The following is a 26,735-nucleotide window of genomic DNA, read 5'->3' on the forward strand; positions in this document are numbered from 1 at the left end:
CCGCACGTCCCCGCCCCCTACTCCGGGCGAGTCCCCCGCACGTCGCGGCCGGAAAACCTCCGCGTCGGCCTCCCCAGCGCACACCGCACCCGCTACACTCGTGTCCATGCGACAGACGAACACCCAGGCTCAGTGGTGGCGCCGCCCCTAGGCGGTGCTCCGAGTTCGCATACCCATGCAGCGACCGCCCCGGACCGGCGGTCGTTTCGTGTTCCACGGCCCCGGACGGTGCGGCCCATCCGACCGCGCAGCCAAAAGGACCGGCCGTGAACCCCAGCGACGCACAGACCAGCACGTACCTCACCGAGGGCGGCGTCACCGTCCACCGCAGCGCCACCCCCTGCGATCCCGAGATCCTCACCGAGCTCGTCCGCTCGGTCGAGCTGCGCCGCGGCGGAGTGCTCTCCTCCGGCATGGAGTACCCGGGCCGGTACGACCGCTGGCACCTGGGCTACGTCGACCCGTGCCTGGAGATCACCACGCGCGGGCGCCGCGTCACCGCCACCGCCCTCAACGCCCGCGGCCGCGTCCTGCTGCCCGTCCTGGCCGGAGCCCTGTACTCCGTCGGCCTCCCCGACCCCGACAGCACCCTGGCCGATCTCCAACACGGCAGCGTCGCCGTCACCGTCCCCGAACCCGACCCGGGGGAGTTCTTCACCGAGGAGGAGCGCAGCCGCCGCCCCAGCGTCTTCACCGCGCTGCGCGCCGTCATGGCCGCCCTGCGCAGCCCCGAGGACGCCAACCTGGGCCTGTACGGCGCCTTCGGCTACGACCTGGCCTTCCAGTTCGAGCCCATCGAGCAGCACATCGCCCGCGACCCCGGCGACCGCGACCTGGTCCTGCACCTGCCCGACGCCGTCATCGTCCGCGACCGCAAGCGCGAGACCTGCGTGCGCTACACCTACGACTTCACCGTCCCCGCCGACGGCGACCGTGCCGAGGCCACCACGCGCGGCCTGCCGCGCGAGACCGAACCCACCCCGCCCGTGGTCGCCGCCGAGGTGCCCGAGGGCCCCGAACCCGGCTCCTACGCCCGCGTCGTGGCCGAGGCCAAGGAGAAGTTCCGGCGCGGCGACCTGTTCGAGGTCGTCCCGGGGCACCGCACCTACGCCCGCTGCTCCTCGCCCGCCCGCTTCTACGAGCTGCTGCGCGAGCGCAACCCCGCCCCCTACGAGTTCTTCTTCAACCTCGGCGAGGGCGAGTACCTGGTCGGCGCCTCCCCGGAGATGTACGTCCGCGTCACCGGCGAGCCCGGCACCGGACAGCGCGTGGAGACCTGTCCCATCTCGGGCACCATCCGCCGCGGCGAGGACGCCCTGGGCGACGCCGAGAACATCCAGGAACTGCTCTCCTCGGTCAAGGAGAAGTCCGAGCTCACCATGTGCACGGACGTGGACCGCAACGACAAGTCGCGCGTGTGCGAACCGGGCAGCGTCCGCGTGATCGGCCGCCGCCAGATCGAGATGTACTCGCGCCTGATCCACACCGTCGACCACATCGAGGGCACCCTGCGCCGCGACTTCGACGCCCTGGACGCCTTCCTCACCCACATGTGGGCGGTCACCGTCACCGGCGCGCCCAAGACCTGGGCGATGCGGTTCATCGAGCAGCACGAGACCAGCCCCCGGCGCTGGTACGGCGGCGCCGTCGGCGTGCTCAACTTCGACGGCTCCATGAACACCGGCCTGACCCTGCGCACCGCGCACATCCGCGACGGCGTGGCCGCCGTGCGCGCGGGCGCCACCCTGCTCTACGACTCCGACCCCGAGGCCGAGGAGCGCGAGACCTTCCTCAAGGCGCGCGCACTGCTGGAGACCCTCGCCCTGGGCGAGCGGGAGGACTCCCCGGCGCAGGAGGACGGCGGGACCGAGGCCGGGTCCGCCGAACTCCCGGGGGAGGGCATGCGGGTGCTCCTGGTCGACCACGAGGACTCCTTCGTCAACACCCTCGCCGACTACGTGCGCCGCCACGGGGCCGAGGTGACCACGGTCCGCTACGGGTTCGACCCCTCCCTGCTCGACCGGCTCGCCCCCGACCTGGTCGTGCTCTCGCCCGGCCCCGGCCTGCCCGAGGACTTCGGGATGTCGGCCCTGCTGGACGCGCTCGCCGCCCGCAACCTGCCGGTGTTCGGGGTGTGCCTGGGGCTCCAGGGGATGGTGGAGCACGCCGGGGGAGAACTGCGCACCCTGGACGAGCCGGTGCACGGCAAGCCCGGCCGCGTGCGGGTCCACGGCGGGCGGCTCCTCACCGGCCTGGGAGAGGCGGACGCCTTCCCGGCCGCCCGCTACCACTCCACCTACACCCTCCCCGAGCTGGTCAAGCACTTCGAGGTCACCGCCGTACTGGAGGGCGGGGCGGGCGAGGAACCCGTCGTCATGGCCGTGGAGGACCCCGCCGCGCGGTGGTACGCGGTCCAGTTCCACCCCGAGTCGATCCTCACCGCGACGGTCGGCGAGGGCATCGTGGCGCGGGCCCTGCGCCTGGCCCGCGGCTGAGGGCCGCGGCGGCGCCCCGGGGAGCGTCCCCGGGGCCGCGGACCCCCGCGCGCAGGGCGTGCGCGAAGGGTCGCGGGGGCGTTCCGAGGAGTGCGGCGATATCCGGTGCGAGGGCGCTCACCTGCACCAAGACGCCTTTCCCAAATCACATCCAACCGAAAAGTTTGATCAACCCGTTACGGGACAGTGGTTGTGTATGGGTATTCTACTGACAATCCTCGGAATCATTCTCATCGTCGCCGGTGTTCTCGGGGTGCTGCGCGGGCAGCTCCTGTGGGGCATCATCGCCATCGTCGTCGGGCTCTTCGTGGCCCCCGGCTACTTCTACGGCTTCTAGCGGGTTGCCCCTCCTCTCCACGACAGGACCGCACGACCAGGAAGCACGCACAGCACCGATCGCGGGCCGGGTGCCTGACCGGGAGGACCCGGCGGGCACCCGGCCCGCACCCTGTCACCGGCCGACCCCCGCCGACCCCGTGTACCCTCGGGGAGGGCTGGTCAGCCCCCGCCCCCGTCACGCCCTCCGCGCCCCGCGCCGTCCGTCGGCCGCGGTGCTCAGGCGTGCGCACGGGGAGCCGGGAACACGAACGGGAGGCATGCTGTGAAGAGGGTCGAGCCGCAGGTCCGTCTGGTGGCGCGTCCGCAGGTGGACTACGACGCCATCGCCGACTACCTCAAGGAGGTCGGCGGGGAGGCGTGGCTGGAGCGGTTCGACCGCGGTGAGCTCGACGCCCACCTCAACGACCCCCAGAACCTCGCCGAGTTCGCCGGGCGGCTGTGCTACCGCTCATGGGAGCCGGGCCTGAACCCCAACGTGACCCGGGTGCGCACCGACCAGGACGCCTACCTCGGCAACATCCTGGCCAGCATGCACGGCTCCGTCCTGGAGCACATCAGCTTCAGCTTCGTCCTGCACAACGTCTCGCGGGTGCTCACCCACGAGCTGATCCGTCACCGTCCGGGCGTGGCCGTCTCCCAGGAGTCCCTGCGCTTCGTGCGCCTGTCCGACCTGCCGTTCTGGTTCCCCGACTGGGCCGAGGACGACCCCGAGCTGATGGAGCGCGCCACCGCGATGCTCCGCCAGATGGAGGAGTTCCAGCTCTGGATGGCCGACCACTTCGGTCTGGACGACGAGGGCGTCAAGTTCGCGGAGAAGAAGCACAAGACCTCCTTCATGCGCCGCTTCGCCCCCGAGGGCGTGGCCACCGGCCTGGTGTGGACCGCCAACGTGCGCACCCTGCGCCACACCCTGGAGGCGCGCACCGCCCCCGGCGCGGAGGAGGAGATCCGCCTGCTGTTCGACCTCATCGGTCGGACCCTCCAGGAGGAGGCCCCGGCGCTCTTCGGCGACTACGAGGTCCGGGACGGCGCCTGGGTGCCCAGGTACCGCAAGGTCTGAGCGCCCGTCGGACACGGCGGCCCGCCCCTCGGGGCGGGCTTTTTTGTGCGCGCAGGAAACCGGGACTTCCTCCCTCCCGGCGGATGCGCGGCCCGCTGAGCCCGGTGCGGTGCGGGGGAGTGTCCGGGCCGCCGGCTCCACGCGGGAGGGGTCGTCACAGGAGCCTCCTCAGCCCCTTGCGTTCCCTGCACGCCCCGGAAAACCCGCATGTTTCGGGCCCCTCCCTCACGGAGAGCGCACCTTTCCGGCGATAACGCCACCTAAGGTGCGATCGGTTCATACATCAGCGAAGGCATGGAAAGCATTCTTTTCTGTATTTTTCTTTCCCCGGTGCTTTCCCTCCGGTTCGGATCCGGGTAGCGGCTGCCCGAAATACTCCGCTGAGTCACACCGGCTCTGGCCTTTGTGGTGACGAAGGGACAGGATGTCCGGGTCGGCTTCGCCGTATCGGTGATATGTGCGGGCCGATCCTTCGGAAAAAGTGCGGAACGAAAATGGAGGCAATCGGAATGAGGGCTCTCGTGTCCGCCGCGGCGGCACTCGCGTTCGCGGTGGGCGGATCCGTGGCGGGTGCCGCTCCGGCCCACGCCGCGACCGGTGAGGTCGTGGTCTTCACGACCGAGTTCGAGGAGCTGCGCCGCTACCCCGAACCCCCGGCGGGCACCTGCCAGCGGCTCCCCGAGACCGCGCACGTGCTGGTCAACCTCACCGACGCGGACGTGCGCATGCACGCCGGCACGACCTGCTTCGGGCCGTCGGTCCTGGTCTCGCCGAACCACGGCTGGCACGCTCCGCCCAGCGGGCTGTTCAGCTTCTCGGTGGCCTGACCCCGACCGGTCCCGCGTCCTCCGCCCGGCGGTCGCGGGACCGCGCGGCGCTCCGGCGGAGGTGCGCCCGCAGGGGAGAAAACACCACGAAAATACGCATTTCCTTCTTGCTCTACGGGTGGAAACATGTCCGTTTCCGAGTTTTCGGACCCAGGAACCAGTTCTCCGCTTTGACGCTTTCGGCGCGATGTCCGAGTGTGGTGGGGGAAGCGTGTGGCCGCTGCGTACCGGGATCGGGCAGCGCACCGCCGTGAAAGCAGAAGGGAAAGGTGCCCGTACGTTATGCTGCACACCCTCATCGTCGGTCTGGGCAGATCGGGAGAAGGGCTGCACCTGCCGTCGCTGGCCAAGGCGCGGGCACAGGCCCCCGCCCTGTTCGCCGCGGGGCCGGTGGTGGGGTTCGACCCGTTCCGGGGCCCCGTCGAGGGGGTCCTCACCGCCGACTCCCTGGAGGAGGCGGCCCGCTGCGCGCCGCCCTCGCGCACCGTGGTCCACCTGTGCACGCCGCCGCACCTGCGCTCCGGTCCGCTGGAGCACCTGGCCCGCCTCGGCTACCGCATGGTCGTCGTGGAGAAGCCGCTGGCCCTGGACCTGGTGGACCTGGCCGCCGTCGCCCGGCTGCGGCGGCGCTGGGGCCTGGACCTGACCGTCACCACCCAGTGGCTGGACAGCGCGCTCACGCGGCGGCTGCGCGCCGCGGTGCGGGGCCGCGTCTTCGGCGACCTGCGCGCCGTCACGGTCGTGCAGAACAAGCCCCGCTTCACCCGCACCGCGCAGGCGCCGGGCCACCCCACCGCCTTCGACGTGGAGGTCCCGCACGCGCTGGCCGTGGTGATCAGCCTGGCCGGGGGAGCGGACGTCACCGCGGCCTCCCTGGAGGACATGGTCACCGAGCAGTCCCGGCTGCCCGGACTGGGCCGCGCCCGCCTCGACCTGGCGCACCACGGCGGGGTGCGCAGCCGGATCGACTCGGACCTGACCTCCCCCGTCCGCGAGCGCCGCATCACGCTGGAGTTCGACCGCGCCGTGCTCACCGGCCACTACCCGTGCAGCGCGGCCGACCACACCGCCCAGCTGTCGGTGGACGCCACCGGGCACCGGGCCTCCCACTCGGTCTTCGCCGACGACGCCCTCCCCGCCTTCCTCCGCGCCGCCTACGCCCGCTACGCCCGCTCCTTCCGCGGCCTCGGCACGCTCCCGGTCCAGGTCGAGGCGGTCCGGCTGCTCACCGAGGCCAAGGGGCTGTGCGCGGCCCACGGCCGCAGGCAGGAGGTGGGCAGTGCCGTCGGCGCCTGAACACACCGCTCCGCCGCTCGCCGGGATCGGCGACGAGGCGGCGCCCGACCTCGACGGACAGCTCGCCGCCCTCGCCGAACTCGGCTGGAACCGCCTGGAACTGCGCACCGTGGACGGGACCGCGCTGGCCGCCCTGGACGAGCGGGCCTTCGACCGCGCCGCCGGACGGATCCGCGAGGCCGGGACCGACGTGGTCGCCGTCGCCTCCCGCATCGCCGACTGGTCCAGGCCCGCCACCGGGGACTTCGCCCCCGACCTGGCCGAACTGGACGTCCTGGCCCGGCGTTGCGCGGTGCTGGGCACCCGGCTGGTCAGGGTCATGTCCTACCCCCGCGACGGGCTCCCCGAGGCCGAGTGGGGGCGGCGCGTCCGCGTCCGCATGCGCGAACTGGCCCGCCGCGCCGAGGACGCGGGCCTGGTGCTCGTGCACGAGAACTGCGCGGGCTGGGCGGGGGACCGCGCCGACCGCGCCCTGGAACTGCTGGCCGAGGTGGACAGCCCGGCCCTGCGGCTGCTGTTCGACACCGGCAACGGCGTCGCCCACGGCTACCGCGCCCCGGAGATGCTGCGCGAGCTCCTCGACCACGTGGCGCACGTGCACGTCAAGGACGCCGTCACCGCGCCCGACGGCGGGGTCGACTACGTCCCGCCCGGCCGGGGGGAGGCCGGAACCGCCGAGTGCCTGCGGCTGCTGGCCGCGCACGGATACGCCGGAACGCTGTCCATCGAGCCGCACCTGCACCTGCGCCCGCACCTGCGGGTCTCGGGCGCCGACCCCGGCCGCGGCGACCGGCCCGCCTTCGTCGCCTACGGGCGCGCGCTGGAGGACCTCCTGGCCCGCACCTGGCACACCGGAGGCGGCCCCGCCGGGGGCGCGGACCACCATGGCGGGGACGACCTCCGCCGTGGCGGGGACGCGGACCGTCACGCCGCGACCGGGGCCGCCGCCGACGGCCTCCGCCGCACCGAGGGGGTCCGGTGACCGCCGCGCTCACCCCCGCCGACCACGACCTGCTGCTGCGGCTGCTCGAACTGCCCACCGCGGGCCCGCTGGAGACCGGCCCCGACGGGCCCCCGCCGCTCCTGCGCGAGGCCCAGCTCCTCTACGCCCGCGCCGCCGCCGGAGCCGGGTTCGACGTCGTGCACCACGCCCCGGCCCAGCCCGCCGACATGGACCGACCGGACGTCCCGGCCCCGGTCCGCGAGGCCCTGACCCGCCCCGGCTTCCTCGACTGCCAGCCCAGCCTCGTGCTGCGGCTGGGCCCCGACCTGCCCGCCGAGCGCACCGTGATGTTCAACGTGCACCTGGACACGGTCGCCGGTCGGCAGCCGGTCGGCTTCGACGGCGAACGCTTCCACGGGCGCGGCGCCATCGACGCCAAGGGCCCGGCGGTGGCGCTGCTGGCCGGGGTGCGGGCCGCCCGCGAGCGCGACCCGGCCATCGGCCGCGACGTCGCGGTGCTCGTCCAGGCCGTGGCCGGGGAGGAGGGTGGCGCCATGGGCACCCTCGGCACCCGGCCGCTGGTCGAACGCGGCCACACCGGCCGCCTCAACATCTTCTGCGAACCCACCGGGATGCGGTTCCTGACGCGCAGCACCGCGGCGATGACCGCCCGGATCTCGGTCCGCGGGGACGACGCCATCGACGACCGCCCGCACACCGGGCACAACGCCTCCGTCCTCCTGGGCCACCTGGCCCGGCACCTGGGCCGCGCCCTGGACGCGCACGCCCGCTCCGGCGCGGTGTGCCTGGCCGGACTGCACACCGGCACCCTGCACAACAGGGTCTACGGCAGCGGGTCGCTGCTACTCAACCTCGCCTACGGCGACGCCGCCGCCGGGCGCGCCCTGGAACGCGCCCTGACCGACGCGCTCGACGCGGGACTGGACGCCTTCACCAAGGAGTTCGCCGACACCGCGCTGTTCGCCCGCACCGCCGCCGACGCCCGCGCCCTCACCCGCCTGGAGTGGACCAAGCGCGGCCTGCCCGCGCTGGACGACCGCGACCCCTGGGGGCCCGCCCTGCTGCGCCGCGCCGGAATCGCCCCGTGGCCCGCGGACGAACCCGCCTTCACCTGCGACGCGATCTGGATGTCCGGGGTCGCCGGAGCCCGCACCGCCGTGCTGGGCCCCGGTGACCTGGCCGCCAACAACGCGCACGCCGACGGCGAGTTCGCGCGCGCCGACGAACTCGACGGGTTCGCCGACGCGGTGGCCCGCGTCCTGGCCGCCTTCACCGACCAGACCCCGCGTCGGGCCCCGAACCCCGATGCCCCACACGAGACCCAAGAGCCCCACACCACCGACGAGGAAGGCGACGAGGACATGCGCGCACACCACACCCCCGCCCGGGAGGCCCGGTGACCACCGCGGCCCCCACCCAGGCCCCACCGGAACGCGAGGCCGTGCGGGTACGCCACGACGACCTGGTCGCGTTCGCCGCCGGGGTGTTCGCCGACCGCGGCCTGCCCCACGACCGGGCGGCCGAGGCGGCGCGCGCGCTGTGCCACGGCGACCTCGCCGGGCCGCGTTCACACGGTCTGGCCAACCTGACCCGCCTCTACCTGCCGCTCCTCGACGAGGGCAGGGCCGACCCCGCCGCGGAGCCGCGCGTCCTCGCCGACCTCGGCGCCGCCATGCTCTGGGACTCCCGGCGTGCCCTGGGCCTGTGGGCGGCGAGCGAGGCCATGGACCTGGCCGCCGAGCGCGCCGCGCGCCACGGCATCGGGCTGGTGTCCGTGCGCGGCGCCACCCACCTGGGCTGCGCGGGGTACCACGCGCTGCGCGCGGCCGAACGCGGCATGGTGGGCCTGGTGGCCAGCAACTGCGGACGCCAGCGCATCGCCCGCCCGCCCGGCGGCGCGGTCGCGATGCTGGGCACCAACCCGCTCAGCGTCGCCGCCCCGGCCGGGGAGCACCCCCCGTTCCTGCTCGACATGAGCACCACGGCCGCGCCCACCGGCCGGATCCGCCAGGCCGCCCGCGAGGGACTCACCCTGCCCGAGGGCCTGCTGTGCGACGACACCGGCGCGCCCGTCACCGACCCCGCCGCCTTCGACGCCGGGCGCGCGCACCTGATGTGGCTGGGCGGCGACGCGGGACGCTACAAGGGCTTCGGCCTCGGACTCATGGTCGAGGTGCTCTCCGCACTGGTCCCGGGGGCCGGGACGGGTCCCCACCCCGACGCCCTGGACGGGGACGGGGGCCCGAGCGGACGCGACGACGACATCGGCTTCTTCGTGGCCGCGATCGCGCCCGACGCCCTGCGGCAGGGTGCCGCCGACGACGCGCGGGAGCTGTTCGGCGCGCTGCTGGCCTGTCCGCCCACCGATCCGGACGCGCCGGTGCGCTACCCCGGCTGGCACGAGTACCACCGGGCGCGGGAACTGCGCCTGGCGGGCGTGCCGCTGGAGGCGGAGCTGTACGCCGAGCTGGCGGAGCTGGCCGACCGGACCGGCCTGCCCTTCGAGGCGATGCGGGAGGAGACGCGATGAGCGCCCCGCTGCGCACCGGGCTGGTCGGCCTGGGCGTGATCTCCCGCTTCTACCTGGAGGCCCTGCGCACCGCGCCCGGCCTGGACCTGGTGGCGGTGTGCGACCGCGATCCCGGCGTGCTCGCCGCCCACCCGGTCGGGGCGCGGGGCTACACCGACCACGTCCGGATGCTCGACGAGACCGGACTGGACGCGCTGGTGGTCACCGCGCCCAACGACGCCCACGCCCCCATCTGCGCCGACGCGCTGCGGCGCGGGGTGGCCGTGTGCGTGGAGAAGCCGCTCGCGCTGGACGCCGTCCAGGGGGAGGCGCTGGCCGGGCTCGCCCGCGACCGGGACACGGTGCTGTTCACCGCCTTCCACCGCCGGTACAACTCCGCGCTCGCGCGACTGCGCCGGGACCTGGACGGACGGCGGGTGGAGGAGCTGACCGTGCGCTACCTGGAGCGGATCGAGGAGCACGCCGGCACCGACACCTGGTACCTGGACCCGGCCCGCTGCGGCGGCGGGTGCGTGGCCGACAACGGACCCAACGCCTTCGACCTGGTGGAGTGGCTGCTCGGCCCGGCCGAGGCCGAGTCGGCGCACGTCACTCGCGACGCCGCGGGCACCGACCGCCGGGCCGAGGTCGTGCTGCGCGCCGCGGGGGCGCGCGCACGCGTCCTGCTCGACTGGTCCCACCCCGGCGAGCGCAAGGACGTCGAGGCGCGCACCGCCGACGGGGCGGTGCTCACGGCGGACATGCTGGAGGGCCACCCCGGGTTCAAGGACTCCCTGTGGCACGAGTACGTGGGCGTGCTCGCCGAGTTCGAGCGGCGGGTGCGCGGCGGCGTGGTCGAGGACCCGGGAGGGCCGTCCGCGCTGCGGCTGGTCGGGGACGCCTACCGCCTGGCGGAGGCCGCGGAGCCGACGAGGGAGGAGGCGCGATGAACCCCCGTGAGGACGGTCCCAAACGGGACGTCACCGCGACGCTGGTCAAGGTCCTGGTGCACCGCAGGAGCGAGCGGGGTATGCGGCTCGAACCCCACGCCAGCCGGTGCGTGCGCGCGGGGGAGGTGCACGAGCTGGTCGCCACCGACCACACCGAGACCGTTGCGGGGGCCCGGATCGACCGGGTGGGCTTCCTCGGGTTCGCCGAGATCACCGGCGCCGGGGTGGTGGACCGGGGCGACGAGGTGTGGATCGGCCCGCGCCGGGTGGGGACGGTGCTCGGCTTCGACGCCTGCCACATGCCCAACCACTACAACGTGCTCATCCACGCCGACCCGCTGCCGACCGGCCGGGACCTGGGGCTGGCCGCGGGGGAGACCCTGGTGTTCCGGCAGGGGGAGCCGGTCGGCGCCGACCCTGCCGCCGCAACGGTTTCCGAAGAATCTGGCATTTGCTGAAAGATGTCCGATATAAAAAATCAATTACCCCCATGGATTCTTCTGAATCCCTTTTGTGGGACACGCTCACAGGCTAATCTTCTGGGTGTGGGGAGGGTCCGGCCGGGCTCGGTCGGAGAGTCCTTTCCTGTGCTCGGAGAGAGCATCGTACGTCTGTTTTTTCATGGGAACTGAGAGGGAAATAAATGACGACCGCAACCAAGGCCAACAGCCGCCTCGAAGAGCGCTTCCGCCTCTGGGACTCCAACGGCAACGGGACCATCGAGCGCTCGGACTTCGAGACCGAGGCGAACGACATCGTCTCGCGCCTGGGGGCCGAGGGCACCGCCCAGGGCAACGAGCTCAAGAGCGCCTACCTGGCGATGTTCGACCACCTGGCCTCCGCCGCCGGCACCCAGGAGATGAGCCGGGAGCAGTTCGTCCAGGCCGCCGAGCAGGAGATCATCAGCAAGGGCGACGCCGGCTTCGCCTCGGTCGTCCAGCCGACCATCCAGGCCATCGTCAACGTGCTCGACGTCGACGGTGACGGTGAGATCAGCCCGACCGAGATGCAGAAGTGGTTCGCCGCCATCGGTCTCCAGGGCGCCGACGCCGACCGGGCCTTCGCTGACCTCGACGCCGACGGCAGCGGCAAGCTGTCCACCTCCGAGCTGGTCGACGCGGTCCGCGACTACCACCTCGGCCGCAACGACATCCCCCTCCTCGGGAGCTGAACCCCCTCGTCCCGGCCGCGGCCGACCGCTGCGGCCGGGACCATTTCCCGCCCCTCTCCCCTCCGCGGTGCGAGAACGCGGGAAAGCGAAGTGCACCGGCCCTCCCGTTCCGTCTTTCCCGAGACGCTCGGGAAGGGCTTTATTCCGCGTGGAAAACGGTCGGAGTCCGGTTTCGGGTGCCCTTTTTGAATACAGGTATGACGTCGTGCTTCTGTTGTTTCGCGGAAGAAGTGAGGGAAAACCCATGACGACCGCCACCAAGACCGCCAGCCGCCTGGAGGAGCGTTTCCGCCTCTGGGACGTCGACGGCAACGGGGTGATCGAGCGCTCGGACCTCGCGGCCGAGGCCGACGGCATCGTCTCGCGGCTCGGCGCCGAGGACACCGCCCGGGGCGACGCGCTCAAGGCCGCCTACCTGGGCATGTTCGACCGCCTGGCGGCGGCCGCGGGCACCGACCGGATGAACCGCGACCAGTTCATGGAGGTCGCCGGGCGCGAGATGGTCGGCAGCGAGGACGGCTTCTCCGAGATCGTCCGGCCGACGCTCCAGGCCACCATGGACGTGCTCGACACCGACGGCGACGGCGAGATCAGCCGGAGCGAGATGCGCCAGTGGCTCGACGCCGTCGGCGTCAGTGCGCGGGACTCCGACCGCGTCTTCGACGAACTCGACACCGACGGCAGCGGCACGCTCTCCGCCTCCGAACTGGTCGACGCGGTCCGCGACTACCACCTCGGCCGCAACGACATCCCCCTCCTCGGCGGCTGAGCCCCCGACCCGGCCGGGGCCCGCCGCTCCGGCCGCCGATCGCCCCCCTCCCGCAGCGTAGAAACGTGGAGAAGTTGAAGAGAACGCTCGAACCCCCCGAGGCGGCGCCCCCCGGCAGAACACGCCTCCCCGTCCCCTTCTTCGACCAGTCCCGGAGCTTCGCGGAACTGTGGCCGCACATCCGGGACAACTGCCTCCGGGTCATGGACCGGGGCAAGTTCTCGCACGGAGCCATGGTCGCCGAGTTCGAGGACGCCCTGGCCCGCTGGACCGGCGCCCGGCACGTGGTCGGCGTCAACTCCGGAACCGACGCCCTCGTCATCCTGCTGCGCGCCGCCGGGCTGCGCCCCGGCGACGAGGTGATCGTCCCCGCCTACTCCTTCGTCGCCACCGCCAGCTCCGTCGTCCTCGCCGGAGGCGTCCCGGTCTTCGCCGACATCGAGGAGCACGGGTACGGCATCGACCCCGCCTCGGTGGACGCGGTGGCCACCTCCCGCACCCGGATGGTCATGCCGGTCCACCTGTTCGACCGCCTGGCCGACATGGAGGGCGTGCGCGAGGTCGCCCGGCGCCGCGGCCTGACCGTGCTGGAGGACAGCGCCGAGGCCATCGGCATGCGGCTGCGCGGCGTGCACGCCGGGCTGCTGGGCACCGGCGGCGTGCTGTCCTTCTTCCCCTCCAAGACCCTCGGCGCCATCGGCGACGCGGGCGCGCTGCTCACCGACGACGACGCCGTCGCCGAGACCGCGCGGGCGCTGCGCCACCACGGCCGCTCCGGACGCACCCTGGACGACTTCCCCGGCATCGCCAACCCGACGGTCGTCGCGGGCTGCAACAGCAAGATGGACGACATCCAGGCCGCCGTGCTGCTGGCCAAGCTCTCCCGCCTCGACGCCGACATCGCCCGCCGCGCCGATCTGTCCGCGCGCTACGACGCCCGCCTGCGCGACCTGCCCGGGATACGCGCCGTGCCCGGCGCCGTCCCGCCCCACCCCGGCGGCAACCGGGTCGTCTACGTCCACCTCGTCGAGGCCGACGACCGCGACGCCCTGGTCGCCCACCTGGCCGAGGCCGGGATCGGCACCGAGACCTACTACCCGATCCCGCTGCACCTGCAGCCCTGCTTCACCCACCTGGGACACGCGCCCGGCGACTTCCCGCGCGCCGAGGCGGCCTGCGAGGGGGCGGTGGCCCTACCGCTCTACCCCGACCTGACCGACGCCCAGGCGGACCGGGTCTGCGAGGAGATCGAGGACTTCTGCGTTCGGAGGCACGGATGACCACGGCGACCGGACACCGCATCCCCTTCTTCGCCCCCGACCTGTTCGACGCCGACCGCGACGCCCTGCTGGAGGCCGTCCACGCGACCGGCACCGGCGGCGCGCAGAAGTTCATCCTCGGCGAGCGCACCGCCCGCCTCGAACGCCAACTGCGCGACCGCCTCGCCGCCGCCGACGTCGTCGCCTGCTCCAGCGGCACCTCCGCGCTCACCCTGGTCCTGGCCGCCATGGAGATCGGCCCCGGCGACGAGGTGGTGGTACCGGCCTTCGGCTGCGCGCCGCTGGCCAGCACCGTCGTCGAACGCGGCGCGCGCCCGGTCTTCGCCGACATCGACCCGGTCTCCCTGACCCTGGACCCGGACGCCGCCGAGACCGCCCTCACCGCGCGCACCCGCGCGGTCATGCCCGCGCACGTGTTCTCGATGATGGCCGCCATGCCCCGGTTCCGGGACCTGGCCGACCAGTACGGGCTGCGCCTGGTCGAGGACTCCGCGCTGGCCCAGGGCGGAACCCTCGGCGGCCGCCCCGCCGGACTGTGGGGCGACGCGGGGGTCTACTCCTTCGTCCAGGTCAAGACCTTCGGCATGCCCGGCGAGGGCGGCGTGGTGGTCACCGCGGACGCCGAACTCGCCGTGCGCGTGCGGATGCTGCGCAACCACGGCCAGGACGGCACGCACCGCTTCCTGCACCACCGGATCGGCCTCAACAGCCGATTCGACGAGGTGATGGCCGAGTTCCAGCTGCACCGGCTGGGCGGGCTGGAGGACCGGCTCGCCCGCCGGGCCGAGATCTCCACCTACTACTCCAGCCGGTTCGCGCAACTGGCCGGAGCCGGGATCACGGCGCCGCCCACGGGCGGCGACGGGCGCTGCCACTACGTCTACACGCTCCTGGCCGAGGAGCGCGACGACCTGCGCGTCCACCTGTCCGCGCACGGGATCGACACCCACGTGTACTACCCGCGCGCCCTGCCCGCCCAGCCCGCGTTCGCCCCGTACGCCCGGGCCGGGGCCCGCTGGCCCAACGCGGAGTCGGCGGCCCGGCGCAACATCTCCCTGCCGCTGTACCCGCACCTGGACGACGCCCAGGTGGAGCACATCGCCGACACCGTGTGCGCGTTCGCCGACCATTCTGGAAGAGCAAGATGACCGACCACACCGCCGCGCCCCCCGCCGGACCGGCGCCCGCAGCCGCACCGCCCCGGGGCACCCTGGCCGCCTACGCGCGGCTGGCCAAGCTCGACATCTACGACTACTACATCGGCCTGCCCCTGGTACTGGCCATGCTCGCGCCCGCGCTGCGCTGGGAGCCGGGCACGCTGGGGCTGCTCCTGCTCATCCTGCTCGCCGAGGTGGCCGTGGTGGCCGCCATGGTCGCCTTCGACGACGTCACCGGCTACCGCGACGGCAGCGACGCGGCCAACTACGGCTCGGACGCGGCCCGCCGCCGGTTGGCCCGCAAACCCCTCGTCGCCGGGACGCTCACCGAACCGCAGGCCCTGCGCTTCGCCTGGGCGGCGACCGCGGCGAGCGCCCTGCTCTGGGGCCTGGTCGTCCTGGTCGCCCCGCACCGGCCCGCCTGGGCGGTGGCCCTGGCCGCCCTGTGCGTGGTCGCCTCGGTCCAGTACTCCTGGGGCCTCAAGATCAGCTACCGGGGCTTCCAGGAGGTCTTCCTCATCGGTCTGGGCGTGGGCTGGGTCCTGGTGCCCTACGGTCTGCTCACCGGGGAGCTGAACGGCTTCGTCGTGGTGCAGGCCCTGCTGTTCGGCTTCGGCCCGATGCTCTTCGGCCTGTACTCCAACACCAACGACGCCGCGGGCGACCGCGCCGCCGGGCGGATCACCGTGGCCGCTCTGGTGCCCAGGCGCCTCAACACCGCCTTCATCATCGCGGCGACCGCGGCCGAGAGCCTGCTCATCAGCGGCTCCACCCTGGCCGGGATCTCCCCGTGGTGGTTCCCGCTCGTCCTGGCCCCCGTCTTCCTGATGCGGGTGGCCCAGCTGTTCATCGGGTTCGTCCGGGGCGACATCCTGCGCGCCCGCCGCCTGGCCATCCACACCCACCGGGTCACCGTGGTCCTGCTCATCGGCGCCCACCTGCTGGCCCCCGTGCTCCTGGGAGGCGCCGTATGAGCCAGGGGCTCGACGTCGCCGTGGTCGGAGCGGGCCCCGCCGGACTGGCCACCGCGCACGCGCTGGCCCGCGCGGGCCGCTCGGTCCGCGTCCTGGAGGCCGACGAGGCCGTGGGCGGACGCATGCGCACCCTGCGCGAGCACGGCTGCCTCATCGACACCGGCGCGGAGATGCTGCCCCCGGCCAAGGCCTACCCGGCCACCTGGCGGCTGATCCGCGAGGTCGGCCTGGACGCCGACCGCGGCGCGGTGCCCCGCATCCGCGGCGCCCTGGCGTCCTGGCGCGAGGGCCGGGCCCGACCGCACGTGGGCCGCCCCCTGGGCCTGCTCACCGGCGCCGGGCTGTCCCCCCGCGCGCGGGCCGACCTGCTGCGCCTCCAGATCCAGCTGGCCCGCCTCGGCCTGGACCCCGAACACCCCGAGCGCTCCCCGCTGGGCGCGCGCACCCTCGCCGAACTGCTCCGCCCCTACCATCCGGAGCTGCGCTACCGGCTGCTCGGCGCCCTGGCCGCCGGGTTCTTCGGCTGGGACCCCGAGCACACGGCCGCCGCCCCCTTCGCCGCGCACCTGGTCTCCGCGGGCAGCAGCGCCCGCTGGCGCACCTACCGCGACGGCATGGACACCCTCGCGCGGGTCCTGGCCGACCGGCTCGACGTGGTCACCGGCCATCCGGTGACCGGTGTGTCCGCGGGCCCCGACGGGGTCAGGCTGGAGTCCCCGGCTGGCACCGTCACCGCCCGCGCGGCCGTGCTGGCCGTGCCCGCCCCGGTCGCGGCCGTACTCCACCCCGGCGCGTCCGCCGTCGAGCGCGCCTACCTGGAGGCCTGCGAGTACGCGCCCATGCTCCGCGTCTCCCTGGTCCTGGACCGCCCGATGGAACCGGCCGGCGCGCGCGGCGGCTTCGCCACCCTGGTGCCCGCCCTGGAGGACCCGCTGCTCAACGTGGTCACCGCCGACCACAACAAGCATTCGGGCCGGGTACCGCCCGGACGGGGCCTGGTCTCCCTGGTCGCCTCCCCGCGCGGCGCCGCCGAACTCCTCGACGCCTCCGACGCGGTAGTGGCGGAGCGGCTCACCGCGCGCGCCGAACTCCTGCTGCCCGGCCTGTCCCGACGCGTCGAGGCCGTCCGCGTGCACCGCTTCCGCCACGGCCTGCCCGCCGCGGGGCCGCGCGCCCTGCGCGAGCGCTCCGCCTTCGCCGTCCGCCCGCCCGCGGCCGTGGACTACGCCGGGGACTGGATCTCGCTGCGTCCGTGCAGCGAGGGCGCGGTCTCCTCCGCGGCCACGGCCGTCGCGCGGGTCCTGGCCTTCCTCGCCTCGACGGCCCCGACCCCCGTTCCCGCCCCCAGTGAGGACCGACGACGATGACGCTGTTCACCAAGCCCCTGCACCTGGGCACCCTCTTCGACGACCTGGTCGCGCGCGGCTCCACGACCGCCGTGCACCTGAGCAGGCCGCTGGACATCGCCCCCGGCCTGGGCGCCGAGCTGGACGTGCCCCGGGTGGCCGAACTGGTGCGCGAGGCGGCCGGGTGGCTCGCCGCGGCCGGTGTGCGGCCCGGCGACCGCGTGGCGATCGCCAAGCGCAACCACTGGGACTACGTACTGCTCAACTGCGCCGCCGCCCGACTGGGCGCGGTGCCCGCCTCGCTGTCGGCACACCTGGAACCGGACGCGCTGGAGGTCCTGCTCAAGCGGCTGGACCCGGCGCTGCTGGTCACTGACGCCGCCCTGCTCGCGGCGTCCCGGGAGGCGGGGGCCGACCCCGCCGTGCACGCGACCCGCACCCTGGTCGTCGACGGCCCGGCGGGGGCCACGGGTCCGGGCGGAAACGGAATGCCGGTCGGGGACGGGGTTCCCGTCGGGGGAGGGGGCCCGGCAGGGAGCGTCCTGCACCTGGACGACGTGCGCGGCACCGACGCCCCGCCGCCGCGCAGGCCGCACCTGGACGCCCCCCTGGCGATCATGCACACCTCCGGCACCACGGGCGTGCCCAAGCTGGTCCCGCACTCCACCCGCACGATCATGCGCCGCCTGGCCGGGTTCGAGGCGCACCGCTGGCCCGTGCTGAGCAGCCGCCGCGACGACACGGTGACGGGCGCGTACTCCTTCGCGCACGGGCGCGCGCTCGCCTGGACCGCCAGCGTGCTGTGGCTGTCCCCGGCCGCGCTGTCCGTCGTCACCGGCGCCTCCTGGGCCGAGGCCGGGCCGCTGCTGGAGCGGCACCGGCCCACCACCCTGGAGGCCGCGCCCGCGGTCTTCGCGCGCTGGCAGAACCAGGCGGAGCGGCGGGACGCCCCGTTCGACCGGGTGCGTCTCTACGTCAGCACCTTCGACGCCGTGCACCCGCCGACCGTGCGCGCCTTCCTGGGCGCCACCGGCCACCGTCGCCCGGTGTGGATGCAGGGCTGGGGCCAGAGCGAGACCGGGCCGCTGACCTTCCGGTTCCTCACCCGGCGGGCACTGGCCGCGGCGAACGAGCGCCACCCGACCACCCGCCACCTGGGCCGTCCCATCCCCACCCGCACCAAGCTGCGCACGGTCGATCCGCGCACCATGCGCCCCGTCCCGGCCGGTACGCCCGGTCTGGTCTTCTGCCGCACCGAGGCCCTGTGCCTGGGCTACGTCGGCGAGGAGGGCCGGTGGCGGTCCAAGCTGGTGGGCGCGTGGTGGAACACCGGCGACATCGGCGTCCTCAGCCGCACCGGTGCGCTGCGGTTGGTGGACCGCGAGGTGGACGCCCTGCGCGAGGGCGGCTGCCTGGAGGTGGAGGACGTCGTGGACGACCGCCTGCCCGAGGTGCTGGAGTGCGTCGTCCTGAGCGTTCCGGACGGGCCCCCGGTGCCGGTGGTGGCCACCGAGAGCGGGGGTCTGGACACCGTGGCCTGGCGCGGCGCCGTCGCCGACCTGCCCGAACTCGCCGACCCGGTGGTGCTGACCTGGGACGAGCTGCCGCGTACCGGTACCGGCAAGGTCCGCCGCTCCGTGCTGCGCGACCAGCTGGGCCTGCGCCCCGACACCTGCGGAACGGGGAAGTGGACGTGACCGCCGCACAGGTGGGCGCGGCCGTGCTCCCGCTGGCCGGGGCCGCCGCGCGGGCGGTGGGCGACTCGGTCGCGCTGCGGATCGCTGCGGCGCGCCTGGAGGCGCTCGGCTGCGCGGTCTCCCGGGTCGAGGGGCCCCTGCCCCCGCAGGCACCGGCCGGGTGGATCGGCCTGGTGGCCGTCCCCGGTGAGTGGGGTCCGGCCGGGAGCGGTTCCGACGCGGGCCCGGGCGGGGACGGATCCGGCGGAGGGGGAACCCGGGTGCTGCCGGTACCGGTCGGCTGCGCCATCGGCTGGTCCGGGCCGGTCGTCGCGCCCCTGGCGGGGGAGCGCGACGTCCAGGCCGCCTGCGGGCTGGCGCACCTGCACGGCCGGGCCCGCGGAGCGCCCCGGTTCCTGGGCGTGGACTACGCGTCGGTGTGCGCGGGGGTGCTGGCCGCGCAGGCGGTGGCGGCCTGCGCGCTGGCCCTGGCGCGCGGCGGGCCGGCGCTGTCGGCGTCGGTCTCCGCGGCCCAGGCCGCCCTGCTCGCGGCGGGGCCCTACGTCGCCGCGGCCACGGCCCCCGGCCAGAGAGCTTCGGCGGGCCCGACTCTTTCCGGTGGGACAGGAGTGACGTCCGGTACCGGAGCGCCGGTGACCGGTGGGGCAGAAGTGATGCCCAGCTCCAGTGGTGGCCGTGGTGCGCCCATATCTGGTGTGCCTGGAGTGACGCACAGTGCTGAAGTGCCGGTGACCAGTGGGGCGGGAGCGTCGCCCGGTGCCGGAGCGCCGGTGACCGGTGAGGCCGACACCGGTCGGAACGCTTCCGAGGCTGGCACGGGCTCGTCCGCGCCCGGCGCGGATACCGATGACGGTCGTGGTGCGTCTGTGTCCGGTGGGGCAGAAGTGATGCCCAGTGCCGGAACCGCCCCGCCGTTCCGCTCCGTTGACGGAGCGCGCTTCGAGATCGAGACCCTGGACGCCGAGGTCTGGCTGCGGTTCTGGACCGACCTGGGCGCCGCCCCGTCCGCGATCGCCGCCGGGTGGCCGCCCTTCCAGCGCCGCTTCGCCACCGCGGTGTGCCCGCTGCCGCCCGAACTCCCCGCCGCGATCGCGGCCGTGGACCTCGCCCGGGTCCGCCTGGCCGCCCGCGACACGGGCATGAGCCTGGCCCTCATCCGCGACGCCCGGAAGGCCGAGGAGCCCGACCCGGCCTCGGAGTGGCGGTTGCGCGCGCGGGACGCCACCGGTGCCCCGGCCGCCCCGCTGGCACCGCTCGGCCCCGACGCCGCCGCGCCCCTGGCCGGACTGCGGGTGGTGGAGGCCACCAACCGCGTGCAGGGTCCGCTCGCCGGGCTGCTGCTCGCCATGCTCGGCGCCGAGGTCGTGCGGATCGAGCCCCCGGGCGGCGACCCCATGCGCGGGGTGGCGCCGATGGCGGGTGACCGCTCCGCCCGGTTCCTGGCCCTGAACCGGGGCAAGGGCGCGGTCGAGGCCGACCTCAAGACCGAAGCCGGGCGCCGGACCGCCCGCGACCTGGCCGCCACGGCCGACGTCCTGCTCTACAACTGGCCGCCCGGCCGTGCCGAGGGGTTCGGCCTGGGCCCCGACGACCTCGCCGACCCCGCCCCCGGCCTGGTCCACGTGCACGCCGACGGGTGGGGCGGCCGGGCCCCCGGACCCGGCGTGCTGGCCACCGACTACCTGGTCCAGGCGCACGGCGGGGTGGCCGACCTCCTGGCCGGACCCGGGCAGGAGCCCGCGCCGTCCCTGCTCACCCTCACCGACGTGCTCGGCGGAATCCTCGCTGCCGAAGGGGCGGTGGCCGCGCTGCTGCTGCGCGCCCGCACCGGCGCCGGGGTCCGCGCCCGGACCGCCCTGTCGGACGCGGCCCGGCTGCTGCGCCGCGCCGGACGCGGCACCGCGACCGAAGAGGGGGAGCGGAGCGGCCCCGTTCCCGGGGAACGGGGTGCCCCTGAGCCCGGGCGGCGGGGCGGTACCGAGTCCGGCGAGCGGAACGACGCTGTGTCCGAGCGGTGGGACCGCACCGGGAACGGACCACGAGACGGCACCGCGCCCAGGGAACGGAGCGGCCCCGTCCTCGTGGAGGACCTGGCGGCGATGGCCGCCGCACCGGCGTTCGCGGCGGCCTTCGACACGGTCGGCGGCGCGTCCTGCGTCCGGGCCCCGTGGAGTTTCGCACCCGCCGCCGACGCCCCGAGCGCCGAGACGCGGCTACGTGACGCTGCCGCACGCCGGGGCGCGCCCGTCCGGAACGATCCTGCCTACGGTGTCACCGTCGGCGCCCGCCGTGGCACCGGCGGCACCAGCGGCGGGTTCACCGGCCAAGAGATCCCACACGCCACACCGTCAACGTCTTCGGGCGGCGCCGTGGCCACTCACACGCCTGCGGAGAACCGATGACCTGGACCTCGTCCCACGGCCTGGAACTGCGCGACCTGGTCCCGGCCGCCCTGCGCGCGCGGTGGACCGCGCGCGGCTGGTGCCCGGGCCGGGACCTGTACTCCCTCTTCCACGAGCACGCGCTCGCCCACCCCGGACGCGACGCCGTCATCGACGACCGCGGCACACTCGACTACGCCGGGCTGGACGCCGCCGTGCGCCGCGCCGCCGCCGCGCTGGCCGCCGGGGGGACGGGGGAGCGCGACGTCGTCGGCGTCCTGCTGCCCAACGGGCGCGAGGCCGTCGTGGCCGAACTCGCCGTCGCCGCCGTCGGCGCGGTCGCGCTGCCCGTCCCCGACGGCCGCTCCCCGGCCGACGTGCGCAGTCTGCTGGCCCGCTCCCGTGCCGCGGACCTCGTCACCACCCCGGAGCGGGCCGAACGGATCCGCCGCGCGGACCCGCCGCCGACCCTGCGCCGGACGTGGGCGTTCGGTCCGGCCCGGCCCGGGACGCGCAGCCTGGACCGGCCCGACGCCGGGACGGTCCGGGACTGGCGTCCCGCCCGGCCCGACCCCGAGTCCCCGGCCCGTGTCCTGGTCTCCTCCGGCTCGGAGGGCGAACCCGGCATGGTCGCCTACAGCCACAACGCCATGGCGGGCGGCCGGGCCAACTACGTGGCGGCGCTGCACACCGGACCCGGCCCCATGCGCAACCTGGTCCTGGTGTCGCTGGCCTCCTCCTTCGGCTCCTGCGGGGTGCCGGTGACCCTGGCCGGGCTCGGCGCGACCCTGGTGGTCCTGCCCCGCTTCGACCCGGCCGCCGCGCTGCGCGCGATCGAGCGGCACCGCCCCACCCACCTGATAGGCGTGCCCACCATGCTGCGGCGGATCGCCGCGCTGCCCGAGCGGGCCGACACCTCGTCCCTGCGCGCGGTGGTGGCCAGCGGCGCCCCGCTGCACCGGGAGGTCCGCGACGCCTGCGCCGCCCGCTTCGGGAGGCCCGTGATCAACGTCTACGGTTCCACCGACGGGGTCAACTGCCACACCGCCCGCCGCCCCAAGGCGTGGGAGCCGGGCCTGGCCGGGCATCCCGCCCCCGACGTGGCCGAGGTGAGCATCCGCGACCCGCGGGGACGCCCGGTTCCGCGGGGGGAGACCGGAGAGATCTGGGCCCTGGGCCCGATGACACCGCTGTGCCGCGTCGCCGCGCCCGAACTGGACGCCGAGCGGCGGGCCCCGGGCGGGTGGGTGCGCACCGGCGACCTGGGCCGCCTGGACCCCGACGGCGCGCTGCGGGTGGTGGACCGCCTGCGCCGGACCGTGATCCGGGGCGGCGTCAACATCTTCCCGGCCGAGGTGGAGCGCGAACTCGGCGCCCACCCCGCCCTCGCGGAGGCCCACTGCGTGCCCGTCCCCGACCCCGACCTGGGCGAGCGCATGTGCGCCTGCGTGTCCCCCGCCGAGGGGGCCGCCGCACCCTCCCCGGGCGAGCTCATCGCCTTCCTGCGCGACGAACGCGGCCTGGACGTCCGCTCGCTGCCCGAACACGTGGTCGTGCTGCCCGAACTGCCGCTCGGCCCGACCGGGAAGGTGTGCACGGCCACCCTCACCCGCGTCGCCGCCGAGGCCGTCGGCGCGCACCGTCCGCCGAGCCGGGCGGCGGCGGACGGCGGTCCGACCCCGTCGGGCCCCGTAGCCCGACCGGACGGACCGGCCCCGACGGTCCGACCGATCGGGGGGACCCGACCGGCCCTGACGCCCCGACTGACCCGACTGACCCGCCCGGCCCCGACGACCCGACCGACGCCGAAGGAGACACCCGTGACCGACTCCGCCGAGGACCAGCGCTACGTCTTCGACAACCACAGCGAGCACGCCTTCGACCAGCACCGCTTCCTGGCCGCCGCCTACGACCCCATGACCACCGAACGCCTGGAGCAGACCGGTGTCGGGCCGGGGTGGCACTGCCTGGAGGTGGGCGCCGGGGGCGGCAGCGTCGCGCTCTGGCTGGCCGACCGGGTCGCCCCGGGCGGGAGCGTGCTGGCCACCGACATCAAGCCCGAACGCATCCCCGCCGCCGAGGGCCTGGAGGTCGTCCGCCACGACGTGGTCCACGACCCGCTGCCCGAGGCCGCCTTCGACCTCATCCACTCCCGGCTGGTGCTGCTGCACATCCCGGAGCGGATCGCGGTCCTGGACCGCCTGGTGCGCGCGCTCAAGCCCGGCGGCGTGCTCCAGCTCGACGAGTTCGACATCACCTACGGCCCAGCGCTCCTCATGCCCGACGCCGAGTCCCAGAAGCTCTACGAGGAGTTCCAGGAGGCCAAGACCAGGCTGATGATCCGCGCCGGAGCCGACCCGGCCTGGGGGCGCAACGCCGCCGAGGCGATGCGCAGCGCGGGTCTGGTGGACATCGACCCCCGGCCCCGGCTGGAGCTGTGGAACGCCGACTCCCCCGGCGTGCACCTGATCGCGCACCACACCCGCCACCTGCGCGACGCCTTCGTGGACGAGGGGATGACCGACGAGCGGCTCGCCGAGGTGCGCGCGCTCCTGGCGGACCCGTCCTTCCGGGCCAGCTCCTGCGCGATCTACTCGGTCCAGGGCCGCCGCCCCCTCTGACACCCGCCGGTCGGCCGGTCGCGCCTGGGATGAGCCGCCGCGCCCGGTGCCCGGTCCGCACCCCCCGGCGGGACCGGGAGCGGGGCCGGAGGCGGGGGGCTCCGGTGGGCGGCCGCCACCGGCGCGCCCCAAGCGTCGGATGCCGGGCACGGTGTGACCGCGCGGGGCGCGCCCGGTCTGTCGGCGGTGTCGGCTAGGTTGCCCGCGTACACGCACAGCAGTGTTCGAGGAGGGCGACCATGGCATCGAGATCACCGCGTACCGACCGGGGGAGCAGGACCGTCCGCGCCTCCGCGGCGGCGGTCTACGCGGCGATGACCGAACCGGACGCCCTCGCGGCCTGGCTGCCGCCGGAGGGCATGACCGGCCGGATCGACCGCTTCGAGCCGTGGCCCGGGGGCGGGTTCCGCATGGTGCTGACCTACCTCGACCCGGGGGCGGGGCACGGCAAGACCTCGGCGACGGAGGACGTCACCGAGGTCGCCTTCGCCGAGCTGGTGCCCGGGGAGCGGGTCGTGCAGCGGATCGACTTCGAGTCCCCGGACCCCGACTTCGCCGGGACGATGACGATGACCTGGACACTCACCGCGGACCCGGAGGGCACCCTGGTCACCGTCGAGGCCGCCGACGTGCCCCGGGGCATCGACCACGCCGTCCATGAGGAGGCCCTGGCCTCGTCCCTGGCCAACCTCGCGGCCCACGTGGAGCGCTGACCCGGCGGCCCGGCCCCGGACGGAGACGTCCGCCCCGGACCGGACCGCCCTGCCGGGCATCGGCGTGGCCTCCCCGCGCGTGGTCCTCAGCCGTCGGCGGCCAGGCGGCCCAGGCGTGCCTCCACCTCGTCCGCGCGCGGGTCGTCGTGGTCGCGCAGGTACTCCAGGGCCGCGTTCCACGCCTCCCGGGCCGCGGTGGCGTCGCCCAGTTCGGCGCGGGCATCGCCCAGACCCAGCAGGGCGACCGCTCGGCTGTCCCGGTCGTCGCGCTCCTCGAAGACGCGCAGGGCCTGCCGGTACTCGGTCACGGCTTCCCCGGCCCGGCCCGATCCGGTGAGGCTCCGGCCCAGCGTGCAGCGCGCCCAGGCCACGCTCCAGTCGGCATTGACGGCCTCGAAGGCCTCGATCGCCGCACGGCTGTGGTCGAGGGCCTCGTCCCAACGGCCGAGGTCCACCCCGAAGTCGGCCAGGCTCAGCAGCCCCATCGCCGCCCCGCGCCGCTCGCCCGACTCACGGAAGACCGCGATGGCCCGCTTGACCTGTTCGACAGCGGTTCCGTCGCGCTCGCCGCGCTGCCAGGCCACCACTCCCAGTTGACGCAGCGCGAACCCCTCCACCCACGGGTTCCCGGCCTCCCGGTTGGCCTCCAGGGCGGACTCGTAGTGCCGCACGGCCGCGTCGAGATCGTCCAGCAGCCACTGGGCGTCGCCCATGCCCAGGTGGTTGCGCGCGAGTCCGAAGGCGTTGCCCCCGTTCTCGGCCGCCTGGAGGCCGACCGCGTGCAGGTCGCGCCACTCGTGCCAGTGCCGGTGCAGCTCGAACAGCCCGTACACGCTCGCTGGCAGCCGCCAGGAGGTGTCGTGGTGGCCGTGGTCCAGGGCGGCTCGCACCACGGCCACGAGGTTCGCGCGTTCGGTCTCGAACCAGTTCAGCGCGTCCTGGACGGAGCCGAACTCGGGCATTTCTTCGGGCTGCCCGTCGCCCGGTACGACGGGGAAGTTGGGGTGTTCCACGCGTTGGGCCCGGGCGGCGGCGTGCGTGTACCACCGGGCCACCCGTCCGACGGCCTCGCCCGCCGCCTCCGGTCCCTCCTCGGCGCGGACCCGCTCGACCGCGTACAGACGAACCAGGTCGTGCAGCCGGTAGCGCTCCTCGCGCGGGCGCTCCACGAGGTTCGCGCGGTTCAGGCGATCCAGGAGCCTTCGGGCCTCCGCCTGCGGGTTGCCGGTGAGCGCGGCGGCGGCCCCGCAGGAGAACTCCGGTCCCGGGTGCAGGCCCAGACGCCGGAAGAAACGGGCGGTGCCGTCGTCCAGGGCCCGATAGGAAGCCGTCATCACGGCGCGCAGGTCACTCAACTCGTCCTCCTCGGCGAGGGCGTCCAGACGTGAATCCTCGGCGGCCAGTTCGCGTACGAGGTCGCTCAGCGCCGCGTCCGGCCGGTCGAGCAGCCGCTCGGCCGCCACACGCAGGGCCAGCGGGAGGCGGGCGCAGTGCTCGGCCAGTTCGTGGGCCGCACGCGGCTCGGAGTCCACGCGGGGACCGACCGTACTCCGTAGCAGGGCCACTGAGTCAGCCACCGGCAGAACGTCCAGGGTCAGGCGCCGGGCCCCGTCGCGTGCCACAAGACCGGGCAGCGCGTTCCGGCTGGTCACCACGACCATGCAGCCGGGCGAGGCGGGCAGCAGGGGACGGACCTGTCCTGGGTTGAGCACGTCGTCGATGACGACCAGGAGACGCTTGCCATCGACCTCGGAGCGGTAGAGGGCCGAGCGGCCATCCAGATCCAGGGGGATGCGCTCAGGAGGAACACCGAGGGCCCGCAGGATCGCGTCGAGTGCTTGTGAGGCCTCGGCACGCGGGCCGGGAGCGTGCCCGTGCACACTGGCGTACAGAGCTCCGTCGGGGAAGATGTCTCGCGTCCGGTGTGCCCAGTGAATGGCCAGAGCGGTTTTGCCAACGCCCGGAGGTCCGGCCAGCACCGCGACCGGGACACCCGTCTGCGCCTCGGCTGCCAGCGCGTCCAGCTGTCGCAGGTGAGCTGAGCGGTCCACGAAGCCGGTGACCGCCAGCGGTAGCTGGCGCGGCACGGCGGCGGACCTGGCGGGCCCGGAGACGATGTGGACGTCGCCGTGCACGACACCCGCCTGCACCATTGCCGAAGGGCTGCCGTACACGGCATTGGTGGT

At 74.6% G+C, this 26,735-nt stretch carries 21 protein-coding genes; 20 read left to right on the forward strand and 1 reads right to left on the reverse strand.

Going from position 1 to position 26,735, the window contains the following annotated elements; genetic code table 11:
* Nucleotides 1–266 precede the first annotated feature (266 nt).
* The 20 genes from G011_RS0114460 to G011_RS0114555 all read left to right on the forward strand — a co-directional run bounded on the left by G011_RS0114460 (nt 267) and on the right by G011_RS0114555 (nt 24,549).
* Nucleotides 267–2,495, forward strand: a complete 2,229-nt coding sequence (locus G011_RS0114460) for an anthranilate synthase component I (protein ID WP_019609103.1) — start codon at nt 267–269, stop codon at nt 2,493–2,495.
* A 196-nt stretch (nt 2,496–2,691) separates the two neighbouring features.
* The gene (locus tag G011_RS32110; protein WP_013152479.1) at nt 2,692–2,832 is read left to right on the forward strand and encodes a GPGG-motif small membrane protein; all 141 of its coding nucleotides are present in this window, start codon (nt 2,692–2,694) and stop codon (nt 2,830–2,832) included.
* Between the two features lie 264 nt (nt 2,833–3,096).
* Entirely contained in the window at nt 3,097–3,894 is a 798-nt protein-coding gene (gene thyX / locus G011_RS0114470) for an FAD-dependent thymidylate synthase (RefSeq protein ID WP_013152480.1), read from the forward strand.
* 509 nt (nt 3,895–4,403) lie between these two features.
* A complete protein-coding gene (locus G011_RS0114475; protein ID WP_026338307.1) occupies nt 4,404–4,721 on the forward strand; it encodes a hypothetical protein in 318 nt (105 codons plus the stop codon).
* Nucleotides 4,722–5,003: 282 nt separating this feature from the next.
* On the forward strand, nt 5,004–6,017 hold the full coding sequence (locus G011_RS0114480) for an oxidoreductase (RefSeq protein WP_019609105.1): 1,014 nt from the start codon (nt 5,004–5,006) through the stop codon (nt 6,015–6,017).
* Nucleotides 6,001–6,999: a sugar phosphate isomerase/epimerase gene (locus tag G011_RS0114485; RefSeq protein ID WP_019609106.1), complete on the forward strand. Its 999-nt coding sequence runs from the start codon at nt 6,001–6,003 to the stop codon at nt 6,997–6,999. The genes G011_RS0114480 and G011_RS0114485 overlap by 17 nt, the downstream gene beginning before the upstream one ends.
* Nucleotides 6,996–8,381 (forward strand): M20/M25/M40 family metallo-hydrolase, encoded by a 1,386-nt coding sequence (locus G011_RS0114490; RefSeq protein WP_019609107.1) that lies wholly within the window; start codon nt 6,996–6,998, stop codon nt 8,379–8,381. Before G011_RS0114485 ends, G011_RS0114490 begins: the two co-directional genes overlap by 4 nt.
* Entirely contained in the window at nt 8,378–9,511 is a 1,134-nt protein-coding gene (locus G011_RS0114495; RefSeq protein WP_019609108.1) for an Ldh family oxidoreductase, read from the forward strand. Before G011_RS0114490 ends, G011_RS0114495 begins: the two co-directional genes overlap by 4 nt.
* Nucleotides 9,508–10,440, forward strand: a complete 933-nt coding sequence (locus G011_RS0114500) for a Gfo/Idh/MocA family protein (RefSeq protein WP_019609109.1) — start codon at nt 9,508–9,510, stop codon at nt 10,438–10,440. The genes G011_RS0114495 and G011_RS0114500 overlap by 4 nt, the downstream gene beginning before the upstream one ends.
* A complete protein-coding gene (locus G011_RS0114505; protein ID WP_019609110.1) occupies nt 10,437–10,898 on the forward strand; it encodes a DUF6917 domain-containing protein in 462 nt (153 codons plus the stop codon). The genes G011_RS0114500 and G011_RS0114505 overlap by 4 nt, the downstream gene beginning before the upstream one ends.
* A gap of 185 nt (nt 10,899–11,083) precedes the next feature.
* A complete protein-coding gene (locus G011_RS0114510; protein ID WP_019609111.1) occupies nt 11,084–11,611 on the forward strand; it encodes an EF-hand domain-containing protein in 528 nt (175 codons plus the stop codon).
* A gap of 244 nt (nt 11,612–11,855) precedes the next feature.
* A complete protein-coding gene (locus G011_RS0114515; RefSeq protein ID WP_019609112.1) occupies nt 11,856–12,380 on the forward strand; it encodes an EF-hand domain-containing protein in 525 nt (174 codons plus the stop codon).
* Between the two features lie 74 nt (nt 12,381–12,454).
* Nucleotides 12,455–13,660: a DegT/DnrJ/EryC1/StrS aminotransferase family protein gene (locus G011_RS0114520; RefSeq protein ID WP_019609113.1), complete on the forward strand. Its 1,206-nt coding sequence runs from the start codon at nt 12,455–12,457 to the stop codon at nt 13,658–13,660.
* Nucleotides 13,657–14,808 carry a DegT/DnrJ/EryC1/StrS aminotransferase family protein gene (locus G011_RS0114525; protein WP_019609114.1) on the forward strand — a complete coding sequence of 384 codons (1,152 nt, stop codon included), beginning with the start codon at nt 13,657–13,659 and terminating at the stop codon, nt 14,806–14,808. The genes G011_RS0114520 and G011_RS0114525 overlap by 4 nt, the downstream gene beginning before the upstream one ends.
* On the forward strand, nt 14,805–15,791 hold the full coding sequence (locus G011_RS0114530) for a UbiA family prenyltransferase (RefSeq protein WP_019609115.1): 987 nt from the start codon (nt 14,805–14,807) through the stop codon (nt 15,789–15,791). The genes G011_RS0114525 and G011_RS0114530 overlap by 4 nt, the downstream gene beginning before the upstream one ends.
* Complete coding sequence (locus G011_RS0114535; RefSeq protein ID WP_019609116.1) at nt 15,788–17,158, forward strand: NAD(P)/FAD-dependent oxidoreductase; 1,371 nt, start codon at nt 15,788–15,790, stop codon at nt 17,156–17,158. The genes G011_RS0114530 and G011_RS0114535 overlap by 4 nt, the downstream gene beginning before the upstream one ends.
* On the forward strand, nt 17,155–18,834 hold the full coding sequence (locus tag G011_RS0114540; RefSeq protein ID WP_019609117.1) for a class I adenylate-forming enzyme family protein: 1,680 nt from the start codon (nt 17,155–17,157) through the stop codon (nt 18,832–18,834). The genes G011_RS0114535 and G011_RS0114540 overlap by 4 nt, the downstream gene beginning before the upstream one ends.
* A complete protein-coding gene (locus G011_RS32495; RefSeq protein ID WP_231391482.1) occupies nt 18,831–21,236 on the forward strand; it encodes a CoA transferase in 2,406 nt (801 codons plus the stop codon). The genes G011_RS0114540 and G011_RS32495 overlap by 4 nt, the downstream gene beginning before the upstream one ends.
* Nucleotides 21,233–23,836 (forward strand): AMP-binding protein, encoded by a 2,604-nt coding sequence (locus G011_RS0114550; RefSeq protein WP_019609119.1) that lies wholly within the window; start codon nt 21,233–21,235, stop codon nt 23,834–23,836. The genes G011_RS32495 and G011_RS0114550 overlap by 4 nt, the downstream gene beginning before the upstream one ends.
* A gap of 239 nt (nt 23,837–24,075) precedes the next feature.
* Nucleotides 24,076–24,549, forward strand: coding sequence for an SRPBCC domain-containing protein (locus G011_RS0114555; RefSeq protein WP_026338309.1), 474 nt, complete (start codon nt 24,076–24,078; stop codon nt 24,547–24,549).
* 86 nt (nt 24,550–24,635) lie between these two features.
* Here the strand turns inward: G011_RS0114555 and G011_RS0114560 are convergent, their stop codons facing one another.
* Nucleotides 24,636–26,702, reverse strand: a complete 2,067-nt coding sequence (locus tag G011_RS0114560; RefSeq protein WP_019609121.1) for a tetratricopeptide repeat protein — start codon at nt 26,700–26,702, stop codon at nt 24,636–24,638.
* Nucleotides 26,703–26,735 lie beyond the last annotated feature (33 nt).

It is taken from the genome of Nocardiopsis sp. CNS-639 (assembly GCF_000381685.1).
In the GTDB taxonomy this organism is placed as follows: Bacteria; Actinomycetota; Actinomycetes; order Streptosporangiales; family Streptosporangiaceae; genus Nocardiopsis; species Nocardiopsis dassonvillei.